The following is a 14023-nucleotide window of genomic DNA, read 5'->3' as shown; positions in this document are numbered from 1 at the left end:
TGGAATCCGTTCCCGTTCACCGCCGTGGTCCGGTGTGCGCGGCGCCGTGCGAAGTAACGCCGGGAGCGTTCCGGGCCATGCCAAACCGGTCGGAGAAGGTCACGTTGGATGGTGGTGGCAACGCCGGCGCGTCGAACACCTGCAGGAATGCCGTGCCGTTCGGCGGGCGTCCCAGGATGTCGAGCACTTCGATGCCGCCGTCCGCGTTGTAGGTGTGGCAGCCATCGACCATCCGCGCGAGCCGCGGCGCCAGCCGCGACAGCGCCCGCTCGCGATAGGCCGTGGGACTGAGTTCCATCACCTCGTTGAACACGACGGCGTTGCCGTAACCGGGGGCGCAGTCCTGCCCCGGCCGCACCAGGCGCCCGCCGCGCCGGAACAGCCGGCCGGCCATGCGTGCACGCCGCACGTCGCAGACGATGGGTGAAGCCGGATGCGGGAGGTAAGGACCTTCGAGGCGGTCCGCGACGAACAGGAACAGTTCGTCGCAGGTGTTGTTGTGGTTCTCGGCAACGTTGGCGAACAGGTACCACCGGCCTTCGTGGTGGTGCAGCACCGGATCGACGGCCACGCGGCCCGTGACCAGATCGGCGATCCGCGACCATCCCATCGGGAAGTCGGTCGCCTGGTAGAGACTGACGCGCCGGTCGTATCCCGATTCCAGCGTCATGTACCACGTGCCCTGCCATTCGAAGACCTGGGGGAACGACAGATGCCCGGGCTCGTCGATCGCGACACCGAGCCGTTGCGCGCCTCCGGCGACGAGCTCGACGCAGGCGATGTTGGCCTTGCGCGAACGGGGATCGGCCATTTCCTCGACGAACACGAACTTGCGCCCGTTTGCAGCGACGACGAAGGGATCGCCCCACCAGCCCTTGGGCGCCTTGAGCAGCGCATGCGAACCGATCGCCGGCGACTCGGGATCGAGCGGCAACCCGCCCAGTCGCAGCACCAGCGTCCAGCCCACGCGGACGTTGCGGAACCAGCCGGTCAGCCAGCGCGGCGACGAGCGCACTGTCGACCAGAGCGTGCGCAAGGCGATGGCACCGGTCGACGACATCGGCGGCAGTTGCAGGGTCGCCACCGCATGCGACGACGGCCGCAGGTAACCACCGGCCAGACGATGCAGGCCGCGCACCAGCAGCCCGGGCAGCTTGCGGAAGGCATCCTCGCGTTGCTTGAGGAAGGACGTCGCGCGCGTGCGGCCCCAACTCGCCGCGAGATCGAGCGGAGCCCCCTCGCCTGCCTGCAGCATCAGGGCGATCTGCGTGGCCGTTTCGCCGCGCACCATCGGATCGACCAGCGACAACCCGGCATGGCGCCGGTCGAGCAGGCTCCCGCTGGCGTGCCAGCAGCCCAGCGGCGCGAGGCGGGCGAGCGATTCCGCCCAGGCTTCGGGCCCGAACAGGATGACCAGGTCCGGATGCGCAGCCGCGACACGTTCGTGCAGCGGCAACACCGCGTCCGCAGGCGTCGCCGCTGCCTGCAGCATCGGCACGCGCGCCAGGCTGCGGTTGACGCCGAGCACCGCATGCTCGAAGGCGATGAACGCGCGCAGGCCGAGCGGCACCTTCACCACCTGCGGCAGTACGGCATCGTCGGTCGTGACCACGACCGGTTCGAGCCAGTCGCATCCCGATGCCAGTGCATGGAAGGCATGCACCCAGCCGGGCACCTGCGGCGGCGTCACCAGCACCACGCGCAGTGGACGCTGCAGACCATCGGGAGTCGCATAGAGCGACGTTGCGGACGGCACGACAGTCATGGCGATGGCCGCTCCGGCAGGGCACGCATCCAGCGGACGACTTCCTCGAGCAGGCGCTCGCGCTGGTCCTTGCCGAAATAGGTGTGGTCGCAGTCGGGCCAGTAATGCATGGCCACGCGCGGATCGTGCACGCATGCGCCGAACGACCATTCGAACTGGCGCGGATGCAGGAAGCGATCGGCGTATCCGCCGCTGAAGATCCACAACATCCGCACCTCGCGCGCGAGCATCTGCGCGAACTGGGCGCGTGCCTGCGGCCGAGTCGGCCAGCTGCGGAAGGCGCTGGAATCCAGCCCGCCGCCACCGCGCAGCCGTCCCCGCGCCTTGCCGGCGAAGCGTCGCCACTCCCTGGGCAGCCGGCGCAACAGGTCGAGGATGCGCGCGTAGCGATGCCAGGGTCCGCCGAAGCACACGCCGTCGAGCATCAGCAGCGCCGAGACGCGCGGATCGGCAACGGCGGCGTCCCAACCGGTATCGGCGGCGCTGCAGATGCCGCCGATGGCGAACGTGCCGCAACCGTGCAGCGCTTCCAGGCGATCGATGGCCGCGATGGTCGCCTGCGTCGCGTCGCAGTCGGGCAGGCGCGGCGCCTCGCCGACGCCGGGAATGTCGTAGCGGAAACTGCGGATGCCCTGCGCGGCGAGGCGTTGCGCCAGGATCCAGTGCAGGCGGAAGGGACCCGAACGCGGCTGCAGTCCCGCGCTGGGCAACAGCAGCACCGGCCCCTTGCCGGCAGGGCCGGCGAGAATGCCGAGCAACGCCCCGCCCGGACCGAAGCGCACCAGCGTTTCGACGGCAGCCTGCGTGCCGGCACGCGCGGGTTCGATCACGACGCTCATGCGAAGGCCTCGCGGCGCATCGCCACGCCCAGCTCGCCGACCAGGTCGCGCATCGGCGGCGTGAGGAAGAACGTCGCGTCCATCGCCGCCGCCACGTTGAAGTTCGGCGCGCCTTCGGGCAACGACAGTTGTCTTGCCAGTGCCAGCGGCAACGCGGTGGGGCTCGCGCGCACCACGCCCCACACCGGCACGCGGCCACGCGCGATGTCGCCTTCCACGCGCGCCCGGTCCAGATCGCCACGCAGCCGCGGCGAAGCCGCGAAGCCCATCAGCTGCCCGTCCGCAGGATTCGTGGTGCGCGGCACGCCCGCGCGCGGCGGCGGTCGCTGCGCGCGTTCGGCCGCGTCGCCTTCGACCAGTTCGCGCAACCACTGCGCTCCGTCGAGGATCGGCTCCCAGAGCACAACCAGATCGACCGCGGCGCGTTCCACCCAGCCCTGCAACGCCAGTGCACTGCCCCGCCATGCCAACAGGACGGTGCGCTCCACGCCGGTCCGGTCGCGCAGTGCCTGCACGGCGAGATCGAGATCGCGCTGCATGGAGGCGAAATCGAGTTCTTCGCCCTCGCCGCCCGAATCCCCGGTGCCGTGATAGTCGAATCGCAGGCACGGCAATCCCATCGCGGCGAATTCGCCCGCGATTTCGGTCAGGAACCGGCGGCTGCGCGGCAACTCATGGAGCAATGGCGGCGCGAGCACCACGCCGGTCGCACCGGGCGCGCCGTGCAGGGCCGCATACAGGCGGCGCGGCGGCAGCCCGAGCCAGAAGGCATCCCAGTCCGCGCCGCTCATCGCAATGGCTTCCTTGTCGTCTTCGCATGCGGGCCGCTCACGGATTCGACCCCGCAGCGAGACCGAACAGGCGGCGCAGGCCATTGCCGAACCGACCGCCCGCGCGTGCCTCCTTCACCGGTTCTTCCGCCGGCTCCGGAAGCCCTGCGGCCACCTGCGCCAGCGTCTCCGCGCCGAGCCGGATCAGCTTGATCCGGTGGCCCGTGTCGCGCTCGACCCGGCTGGCCATCTGCACGGCGAGCATCGAGTGACCACCCAGTTCGAAGAAGTTGTCGTCGGGACCGGCCGGAATTCCGAGCAACTCGGTCCACACGGATACGAGATAGCGCACGCGTGGATCGACGTTCGACGTCGCGGCCTCCGCGGGCGCGATGTGCTCCTCGGACGACGCGGGCGGCGGCAGCGCATTGCGGTCCACCTTGCCGTTGGGCAGCAGCGGCAGTTCGTCCAGAACGACGAAATGCTGCGGCAGCATGTACGCCGGCAACAGTTCGCGCAGGTGCGCGCGCAATGCCGACTCGTCGATGGCGGAACCCGGCTGCGCCACGAGATACGCGACCAGGCGCTGGTCGTTCGCGCGGTCCTCGCGCACGATCACCAGCGCCCGCGCGATCTCGGCGCGTGCGGCGAGGTTGGCTTCGATCTCGCCCAGTTCGATGCGGTAGCCGCGCACCTTCACCTGGTGGTCGAGGCGCCCCTGGTGCTCGAGGTTGCCGTCCGCGCGCCAGCGACCGCGATCGCCGGTTCGGTACAGCAGCGCCTGACCGTCGCCCGTGGCGGCACTGAAACGATCCGCGACGAAACGTTCGGAAGTGAGTTCGGCGCGATCGAGGTAACCCTTGGTGACACCTTCGCCACCGATGCAGATCTCGCCGGGAACGCCGAACGGACACAGTTCGCCGCGCGCATCCAGGATCCAGACGGTGGTGTTGGCGATCGGCCGGCCGATGTGCACATCGGGCGTCTGACCTTCACCGGCGCTGATGCGTGCGCAGGTCGACCACACGGTGGTTTCGGTCGGTCCGTAGACGTTCCACAACGAGGTGCAGCGCGACAGCAGCTGCGAAGCGAGATCGGGCGCCATGGGTTCGCCGCCGCACAGCGCCTTGAAGCCAGGCGAACCGGCCCAGCCCGCATCGAGCAGCAAGCGCCAGCTCGACGGCGTGCCCTGCATCACCGTGGCGCGGCTGTTCTCCAGCAATGCCAGCAACGCGACACCATCGCCCACGGTTTCGCGGTCGGCCAGTACGATCTGCGCGCCGACCGACAGCGGCAGCAGCAGTTCCAGCACGGCGATGTCGAAGGACAGCGTGGTGATGGCCAGCAGGCGGTCGGACGCGTCCAGGCCCGGCTCGCGCTGCATGCTGGTGAGGAAGTTGGAGACCGCGCGATGCGGCACGACGACGCCCTTCGGACGCCCGGTGGAGCCCGAGGTGTAGATGACGTACGCCGGGTCTTCGGGCTGCGCCGAGCCGGCGTCGGCTTCCAGTCGGCTGGCCGGCGCGGCTTCGAGCTGCGTCGCATGTTCATCCAGCAGCAGCATGGGCCGGCCGCGCAGGTCGAAGCGCGGTGCGTACTCCGCGGTCGTCAACAGCATCGCCAGGCCCGCATCCGCCGCCATGTAGGCGAGGCGTTCGGAGGGGAACTGCGGATCCAGCGGCACGTAGCCCGCGCCCGCCTTGAGGATGCCCAGCAGCCCCGCGAGCATGTCCGCACCGCGATCGACCGCGAGGCCGACCAGCGCGCCGCGCCGCACGCCGTTCCCGCGCAGCATGTGCGCGATGCGATTGGCCCGCGCCTCCAGTTCCGCATAACTCAGTGCGACCGCGCCGGCGCGCAATGCGATCCGCGCGGGCGTGCGATCGCACTGCCGCTCGAAGTACTGGTGCATCCGGCACCCGCGATCGAAATCCGTGCGCGGCGGCTGCAGGGCATCCAGTTCCAGTCGCGCCTGCGCATCGACCAGTGGCAGGCCGGCGAAGTGGGCGGTTTCGCGTTCCACCGCCGCACGCAGCAGCACCTCGTAGGCGTGCATCCAGCGGCGGATGGTCGCCGCGTCGAACAGGTCGCTGTTGTACTGGCATTCCAGTCGCAGCTGCCCCTTCACCTGCACTGCGTTCACGAACAGCTCGAAAGTCTCGAAGCGGCGCGGATTGCTGTCGAACTCCATCGCCAGACCGTGGAACGCCGTGCTCTCGTGGTCCAGCGCCTGGTCGAGGTTGAACAGCACGCTCACCAGCGGCATGCGCGCCGGATCGCGACGAATCCGCAACTTCTTCAACAGCGTGCCGAAGGTGATCTGCTGGTGTTCCAGAGCATCGAGCAGCGTGCCCTGCGCGTCGGCGAGCAACTGCGCGAACGGTGCCGCCGGATCGATGTCGAATCGCAGCGGCAGCGTGTTGACGCAGTGGCCGACGAGATCGTCGCTGCCCGCCACCGGCTGGCCTGCTGCGGGGATACCGACGATCACGTCACGCTGCCCGGTCACGCGCGACAACAGGCCGGAGAACCCGGCCAGCAACGTGGCGAAAAGACTGACCCCGTGGCGCCCGCCCAGGCGGCGCAGCGCGGCGAACAGCGCTTCGTCGAGCACGTGATCCGCGCGCGCGGAAGCGAAGCTGCGCAGCGCGGGGCGCGTGCGGTCGGTCGGCAGTTCCAGCACGGGCGCACCGTCGCGGAACCGCGCCACCCAGTACGCCTCGTCGGCCTGGTGTGCCGCATCGCCCTGCCGCGTGACCTCGGCGATGGCGTAGTCGGCGAACGCGGCCGGCAATGGCGGCGCCTGGCTACCCGCACCCGCGTACAGGCCGTACAGCGCGCCCAGTTCGCGCACCAGCACCCACCACGACCAGCCATCGCAGACGATGTGGTGCGCGGAAAGCAGCAGCAGGTGGTCGGTTGCGCCCAGGCGCAGCAATTCCGCGCGGAACATCGGCGCATCGAGCGGGAACGGCGTTTCGACCGAGGCGCGCAGCCGCTCGGCCATGCCGCGCTCGCGTTGCACCGGATCCTGCCCCGCCAGATCCACGATCGGTAGCGGAACCTCGAAGCGTTGCAGCACCGCGAGGACCTGACCATCGGGCGACAGGCAGGAACGCAGGGCATCGTGGCGATCCACGAGATCCTGCAGTGCGCGTTGCAGCGCGGCGACATCGAGCGTGCCGCTGAAACGCATGGATTCGGAGAGGTTGAACGCCAGCGAGGCTTCGACGCTCAACTGGTCGGCAAGCCAGATCTCGCGCTGCGATTCCGTGGTCGGAACGACGAGCGCGATCTCGCCACCGGCGAACGGGTCGTAGTCCACCGGCTCATAGGTCGGCACGGACTGCAGTGGCGCGGCTGTATTCATGTACCCACCTTGAGGAACTTGCCGGCGCGATCGGGATCGGGAACGAACCACGCCAGATGGCCATCGGGTCCGCGCCCCAGGCGTGCCCCCGGCACGACGGGACGGCGTGCGTCGAGGACAACGACTTCCGCCGGTGCCGGCGCGACAGTCGCCGCGTCGACATCCGCCGGCAGCGCGGCGGCGCGACTCGGCAGGAAACCGGCCGCCTGCAGTTCCAGCACGGATTCGCGGAATGCCTGCACGATCGCGGCGATGTCCGCCGCGCTGTGCGCCGTCGTGAGGAACGACGGGAAGTTCTCCAGGATGTGCACGCCCCGCAGGCGCATCATCCCGAACAGCAGATCCTGCAACGGGTGCTCTTCGAGGAAGACGATCTTCCAGACCGACGCGAAATGGCGCACTTCGATCGGCGCACCGGTTTCGGCGCAGATCGCATTGAGCGCCGCACACATGCCGGCCGCATTGGCGCCCAACGTTTCCTGCAGTTGCGGACCGGCACTGCGCAGGTGTCCGAGCACCGCGCGCGCAGCCGCCAGCGCCAGCGGATGCCGGACGAACGTACCCGCGAAATAGGTGACGCCAACCGTTGGCAGCGAGTCGTCGCCGAAATCCCAGTGGCCGCCATCGAGCGCATCCATGCATTCGCGACGCCCGGCGATGACTCCGATCGGGTAACCGCCGCCGATCACCTTGCCGTAGGTGCACATATCCGCACGAACGCCGAACAGCGCCTGCACGCCACCGGGATGCGAGCGGAATCCGGTGACCACTTCGTCGAAGATCATCAGCGCGCCGGCGTCCGTGGTCACCTGCCGCAGTTCGCGCAGGAACTCGATCGGCTGGAAGCCGGGACGCCGGCTCTGCACGGGTTCCACCAGCACCGCGGCGATCCCGTGCGCACGTTCGCGGATCACCTGCAGGGCTTCGGGCGTGCCGTAATCGAGCACGATGACGTGTTCGGAGGTGTTGCGCAGGATGCCCGGCGCCGCGGGCACGGCGGCGTATCCGCGCGTACCGCGCACGATCACTTCGTCGTTGATGCCGTGGTAGGCGCCGGTGAACACGACGATGGTGTCGCGACCGGTCACCGTGCGCGCGATGCGCAGCGCGCCCAGCACGGCCTCCGAACCGGTGTTGCACAGCGCCGCGCGCTCGTGCCCGGTGAGTTCGCAGACGAGTTGCGTGACCTCGCCGGCCAGCGGGTGCTGCGGACCGATCTCGTAACCACGGTCGAGCTGTTCCTTGATGGCGGCCAGCACGAAATCCGGCTGCCAGCCGAACAGGCTCATGCCGAATCCGTTGACCGCATCGACGTATTCGTTGCCGTCCAGGTCCCACAGATGCGAGCCCTTGGAGCGCTCGACCACGATGGGATACGTGATCTCCTTGGTCAGCGGGCGGAACCCGTTGACCACGCGCGGATCGGCCAGGTGCTGGCGATGCCTGCCGGTATACGCCTTGGACTGGCGCGTGCGCGCCACGTACCGCTGCATGTAGGCATCCAGGCGCTCGCGCTGGTGCGCGTCCAGCGCGATACCGCCGCTGTTGTCGATGCGGGCGATGGCGCCGAAGGCCTTCTTGACGTCGTACTGGACCTGCGACGGGGCGGCGTTTGATTCCGCGGAGGTCGCGACGTCGCGGGGAGCGCTTTCCTGCCGCACCGCCTGCGCCGCGGCGCGCTGTCCGCCTTCTGCCGGCATCGCCTGTTCGAGCACCCTCGCCAGGCTGCCGATGCTGCTGCATTCGCCCATCAACTGACGGAAGCTGATCTTCACGCCGAATGCCTTCTGCAACTGCAGCGACACCTGGGTGAGCATCAGGCTGTCTAGGCCGAGCTCCATGAAATTCGCGTCGACGTCGGCATCGGCGAGATCGAACCCGGCCGTCTCCTGGAACAGGTCCTTCAAGCGCTCCGTCAGCCGCGCGAAGCCGTCCTCCCCGACCGACGACGAAGCCTCGGCGGGAACGGTCTCCTGCTCCGTTTCCACGACATGGGCCGCGGCCAGCGCGGGATGCGGGACCACATTCGAGACCGGCGCGGTGGCGGCTTCGACCCAGTAGCGTTGCCGCTCGAACGGATACGTCGGCAGCAGCACGCGCGCACGCACGTTGCGCCGGTCGAACATCGCCGGATCGATCGCCACGCCACGCGCCCACAACTGCCCCGTCGCCAGACGCAGGCTCGTCAGTTCCGCTGCAGGCGCATCGGCCAGCGAAGCGACCGCCACCAGATGGTGCTGCTGCATGCCGGGATGCTGCCGGGACAGCGAGGCGAGCGTGGTGCGCGGGCCGACTTCGAGCAGCACGCGCGCGGGCGTGTCCAGCACGCGGCCCAGCGCGGTGGCGAAACGCACGGGTTCGCGCAGGTGCGCGGCCCAGTAATCGGGCGACATGGCGCTCGCCGCATCGAGCCAGTCGCCACTCGCCGTGGAGACGATGGGAATGCGCGGCGCGGACAGCGTCAGCGCAGCGACTTCGGCGCGGAACGGCGCGACCACCGGATCCATCATCCGCGAATGGAAGGCATGCGAGGTGCGCAACGCGCGGCAGGCGACGCCCTCGGCTTCCAGTTGCGCCTGGAAGCGCGCGATCGCCTCGTGCGGTCCCGATACCACGCAACTGCCGGGCGCGTTCTCGGCTGCGAGCGAGAGATCGTCGGTCAGTTGCGCCATCAGCCGGTCGAGCGGCATGCGCACCGACAGCATTCCGCCGGCGGGCTGCGCCTGCATCAGCGCGCCGCGCCGTGCCACCAGTCGCAGCGCATCGGGCAAGGCGAACACGCCGGCGAGCGTCGCCGCGACGAATTCGCCGACGCTGTGGCCGATCATCGCCGCCGGTGCGAGGCCGTGGCTCATCCAGAACTGCGCCAGCGCGTATTCGATCGCGAACGTCGCCGGCTGCATGATCGCGGTCGGCAGCAGCGCCTCGGGATCGTCGGAGAACACGCGTTCGCGCAGGTCGAAGCCGAGCTCCTGGCGCAGCGCATCGGCGCAGTCGTCGAAGGCGATCCGGAACGCGGGCTCGGATTCGTAGAGCGCACGGCCCATGCCCGGGTACGTCGCCCCCTGCCCCGGGAACAGGAACACCGCGTCGCTGGCGCGCGCGGGCTTGGTGCGCGCCGCGGCCGCGGCGGTTTCCGGACTGCGCAATTGCGTCACCGCACCGGCGACATCGTCCGCCACGACCGCGATGCGATGGGCGAACGCCTTGCGACCTTCGGCCAGCGTCCAGGCGACATCGGCGAGGTTGGCGTCCGCGTGCTCCTCCAGATGATCGGCCAGGCGCGTCGCGGCGCGCGCGACCGCAGCGGGCGTGCGCGCGGACAGCACCAGCAACTGCGGGCCCTCCGCCGGCTCGGAGGCTGGCGCTTCGGGCGCTTCTTCCAGCACGACATGCGCATTGGTGCCGCCGACACCGAAGGAACTCACGCCCGCGCGCCGCGGCCCGTCCGCGGCCGGCCATTCGCTCAACGTCGCATTCACCACGAACGGCGAACCGGCGAAGTCGATCGACGGATTGGGCGCCCTGAAATGCACGGTGCCGGGAATGCGCCCCTGGTCCAGCGCCAGCGCCGTCTTGATGACGCCGGTCGCACCGGCGGCGATGACGAGATGGCCGACGTTGCTCTTCACCGATCCGATCCGGCAGAAGCCGACATCGGAGGTGCGGCGACGGAACGCCCTGGTCAGGCCTTCGATCTCGATGGGATCGCCCACCGGCGTGGCGGTGCCATGCGTCTCGACGTAACTGATGCTGCGCGGATCGATGCGCGCCCGGTCGTGGGCCATCGCGATGACCGCCGCCTGCCCTTCGCTGCTGGGCGCGGTGAAGCTCGCCTTGCCGCCGCCGTCGTTGTTGACCGCGCCGGCGCGGATCACCGCGAACACATGGTTGCCGTCGGCCAGCGCATCGGAGAGCCGCTTGAGCAGCACGACGGCGCCACCGTCGCTGAACACCGTGCCGCCGGCGTCGGCATCGAACGGACGGGTGTGGCCGTCCGGGGACAGCATCGCGCCTTCCTGATGGAAATAGCCGCTGCGTGGCGGACACGTGACGGTGATGCCGCCCGCCAGCGCCATGTCGCACTGCCCCAGCCGCAGGCTGTCCGCCGCCTGGCAGATCGCCACCAGCGACGTCGAGCAGGCCGTATGCACGCTGATCGCCGGACCGGTCAGGCCGAGCTTGTGCGCGACGCGCGTGGCGATGAAATCCTTCTCGTTGTCGAGCATCACCTGGAAAGCACCGACGCGCTCGATCAGCTCGGGATGCGCCGCCACGTGGCGCTGGAAATAGCTGGCGTTGAACATGCCGGCGAAGACGCCGACCGGCCCGGAGGCATCCGGCACATGGCCGGCGCGCTCCATGCACTCCCAGGCAAGCTCCAGGAAAATCCGCTGCTGCGGATCCATCAGCTCCGCTTCGCGCGGACTGATGCCGAAGAACGCCGCGTCGAACTGCTCCACGCCGTCGATCACGCCACGCGCGGGCACGTAGGCCGGATCGTTGCGTTCCTGCGCGCCGACCGCCGGATCCAGATCATCGGGGGCGAAGAAGGTGATGGTGTCGCGGCCTTCGCACAGGTTGCGCCAGAACGCCTCGACGTCCGCCGCGCCCGGGAAGCGGCCTGCCATCGCGACGATGGCGATCGGCTCGTCCGCAGCCGCATGGCCCGCGCGATACGCGGAAGCGAACCGTGACGGATCGATATCGGCGGCATCGCGCCCTTCCAGCGACGCCGCGAGCGCGGCGGCCGTCGGATTGCGGAACAGCAGGGCCGTCGGAATGACGCTGCCCGGCTCGCGCGCCTGCGCGACACGCTGCAGCAGGCGCGTCGCGAGCATCGAGTCGCCGCCGAGCTCGAAGAAGTTGTCGTGGCGGCCGACCGTGTCGATCGCCAGCAGTTCGCCCATGGCCTGGCACAGCAGGGTTTCCAGCGTGCCCACCGGCGGTTCGTAGTCCGAGACCAGTTCCGGGCGCTGCCGGGCGGGCGCGGGCAGCGCGCGCCGGTCGAGCTTGCCGTTCTCCGTCAGCGGCAGTGCATCGAGTTCGACGAATGCACCGGGAATCATGTAGTCCGGCACGCTGGCGGCCAGATGTTCGCGCAACTCGGTCTGCGACACGCGCGTCGCCGCGGGAACGACGTAGGCCACGAGTCGCGCATCGCCTTCCCCGAGATCGTTGCGCGCGATCACCGCGCATGCGCGGATCGAGGGGTGCCGCGCGAGCACGCTTTCGATCTCGCCGGTCTCGATGCGGAAGCCGCGGATCTTCACCTGGTGGTCGCTGCGCCCGAGGTATTCGAGATCGCCATCGGCCAGCGGACGCGCGAGGTCGCCCGTCTTGTACAGGCGCACGCGCGCTCCGTCGGGCGCCGTCCAGTCGAAGAAGCGTTCGGCGGTGAGTTCGGGCCGGTTGAGGTAGCCGCGCGAAACGCCGGCACCGCCGACGTGGATCTCGCCGACTTCGCCGGTGGCGACGGGCACGAGATTCGTGTCGAGCACGAACAGGCGCAGGTCGGGAATCGGTTCGCCGATCACGCTGCCCGCGTTGCGGTCGAGCTCGTCCAGGCCGATCGGGCGATAGGTGACGTGCACCGTGGTTTCGGTGATGCCGTACATGTTGATCAGGCGCGGCTGCCGGTCGCCGTGACGCTCGAACCATGGACGCAGCATCTGCAGCTCGAGCGCTTCGCCACCGAAGATCACGTAGCGCAGCGCAAGCGCGGACGGCGGCGTTCCCGAAGCGAGATCGGCATGGATCAGGTTGCGGAAGGCGGTCGGCGTCTGGTTGAGGACGGTGACGCCTTCGCGCACCAGCAACGCGTGGAAGGCTTCCGGCGAACGGCTGACCAGGTACGGCACCACGACGACGCGTCCGCCGTGGATCAGTGCGCCCCAGATCTCCCACACCGAGAAGTCGAACGCATGCGAATGGAAGAACGTCCACACATCGTCCGGACCGAAGCCGTACCAGTGCCGCGTGGCCGTGAACAGTCGCGCGACGTTGTCGTGCGTGACCTGGCAGCCCTTGGGCTTCCCGGTCGAACCGGAGGTGTAGATGACGTAGGCGAGGTTATCCAGCGTGGCGAGCGGCGCGGGATCGTGCGTCGGCTCGGAAGCCAGTTCGGCAGCGTCGTCGAGCAGCAGAGTCGGCACGTCCGTGGCCGGCAACGCCTCGCGCTGCGAGTTCGACGTCAGCAGCGCCGTGGGGCGCGCATCCTCGAACATGAACTGCACGCGCTCGCGCGGATACGCCAGGTCGACCGGCAGGTAGGCGCCACCCGCCTTGAGGATGCCCAGCAGCCCGACCACCATCTCGAGCGAGCGCTCGAGACCGATGGCAACCAGGGTTTCCGGACCGACGCCGAGTCGGCGCAACCGGTGCGCGAGCTGGTTGGCGCGACTGTTGAGCTCGCGATAGCTCAACCCCACGCCATCGCAGGTCACGGCAATGGCGTCCGGCCGCAACGCCGCCTGATACTCGATCTGCTGGGTGATGCACGCCCCCTCGGGAGGAAGATCGCGCGGTGAAGAGCTGTCGGATCGCTGGTTCATGCCACTTCCCGTTCCCCCGTACTTGCTCCCGAAAGCAAGAACCGGCGTTTGGTGAGGTATTTTCGATCGCGTCCTTCCGGCATTCAGAGGCCCCGATGGCGGCCATGAAGAGCGCGCTGCTGAAGTGACAAACGTCGTGGGTCCGGGCGCGCGGCCACGGTGCCCGCCCCGCGCTGTTCACGGGCGGCTCACGCGCTACGATAGGGACAAGCGGAAGGCGTGCCATGAAACCCGACCTGACACTGCTCTATTCCGAACTCGGCCTGAAACCGAACTGCAGCCTCGCGGAGCTGCAGCTCGCTTACCGTCGTCGCATCTCGCAACTGCAACCCCGCACCGGCACCGCTCAATCGCCGGAGACGCTTGCGGTTTTGCGCAACCTGATCTGGCTGTACACCACGGCCACCCGATTTCATCGGCGCTACGGGCGATTGCCGGGCGCCGCGCCGCGCGGGTCGGGCATGGCCGGGATGGTGGGTTCCGGCGTGCCGCGCGCTTCCGCGGAGCCGATGCCGCCGCCCGCCGAACCATCGTCTGTACCGCCGCGTATCGCCTTCTGGTTGGCGATCGTCCTGCTGGTACTGCTGTTCGTGCTGCTCGCTTTCGCGTCCGGCGAATGGCTGCTGTAAGCCCTACCGCATCGGGAAGTACCGTTCGTCCACTCCCGCCTGGAATCTGACCGCAACAGCGCGTTCGTGCCGTTTGCGTGAACGGGCTCCAGGCGC

Annotated in this window: 6 protein-coding genes; 1 reads left to right on the top strand and 5 read right to left on the bottom strand. The window is 69.2% G+C overall.

Annotated features, from left to right (window positions below):
* Positions 1 to 16: 16 nt before the first annotated feature.
* The 5 genes from ACFPN1_RS02430 to ACFPN1_RS02410 are packed head-to-tail and all read right to left on the bottom strand — an operon-like array spanning position 17 to position 13298.
* Positions 17 to 1765, bottom strand: coding sequence for a glucosamine inositolphosphorylceramide transferase family protein (locus tag ACFPN1_RS02430; protein ID WP_386752670.1), 1749 nt, complete (start codon positions 1763 to 1765; stop codon positions 17 to 19).
* Positions 1762 to 2604: an alpha/beta fold hydrolase gene (locus ACFPN1_RS02425; protein WP_386752668.1), complete on the bottom strand. Its 843-nt coding sequence runs from the start codon at positions 2602 to 2604 to the stop codon at positions 1762 to 1764. Before ACFPN1_RS02425 ends, ACFPN1_RS02430 begins: the two co-directional genes overlap by 4 nt.
* Positions 2601 to 3395 carry an alpha/beta hydrolase family protein gene (locus tag ACFPN1_RS02420; RefSeq protein ID WP_386752667.1) on the bottom strand — a complete coding sequence of 265 codons (795 nt, stop codon included), beginning with the start codon at positions 3393 to 3395 and terminating at the stop codon, positions 2601 to 2603. Before ACFPN1_RS02420 ends, ACFPN1_RS02425 begins: the two co-directional genes overlap by 4 nt.
* Positions 3396 to 3432: 37 nt before the next feature.
* On the bottom strand, positions 3433 to 6744 hold the full coding sequence (locus ACFPN1_RS02415) for a non-ribosomal peptide synthetase (RefSeq protein WP_386752665.1): 3312 nt from the start codon (positions 6742 to 6744) through the stop codon (positions 3433 to 3435).
* Complete coding sequence (locus ACFPN1_RS02410) at positions 6741 to 13298, bottom strand: amino acid adenylation domain-containing protein (RefSeq protein ID WP_386752663.1); 6558 nt, start codon at positions 13296 to 13298, stop codon at positions 6741 to 6743. Before ACFPN1_RS02410 ends, ACFPN1_RS02415 begins: the two co-directional genes overlap by 4 nt.
* A 224-nt stretch (positions 13299 to 13522) precedes the next feature.
* Here ACFPN1_RS02410 and ACFPN1_RS02405 point away from each other — a divergent pair, with 224 nt between their 5' ends.
* Positions 13523 to 13927 (top strand): hypothetical protein, encoded by a 405-nt coding sequence (locus ACFPN1_RS02405; RefSeq protein ID WP_386752662.1) that lies wholly within the window; start codon positions 13523 to 13525, stop codon positions 13925 to 13927.
* Positions 13928 to 14023: the final 96 nt, after the last annotated feature.

The organism is Lysobacter yangpyeongensis, from assembly GCF_042655745.1.
GTDB classification, from domain to species: Bacteria; Pseudomonadota; Gammaproteobacteria; order Xanthomonadales; family Xanthomonadaceae; genus Agrilutibacter; species Agrilutibacter yangpyeongensis.
The sequence above is the reverse complement of the archived record's forward strand: the minus strand, read 5'-3'. Positions and strand labels throughout refer to the sequence as shown.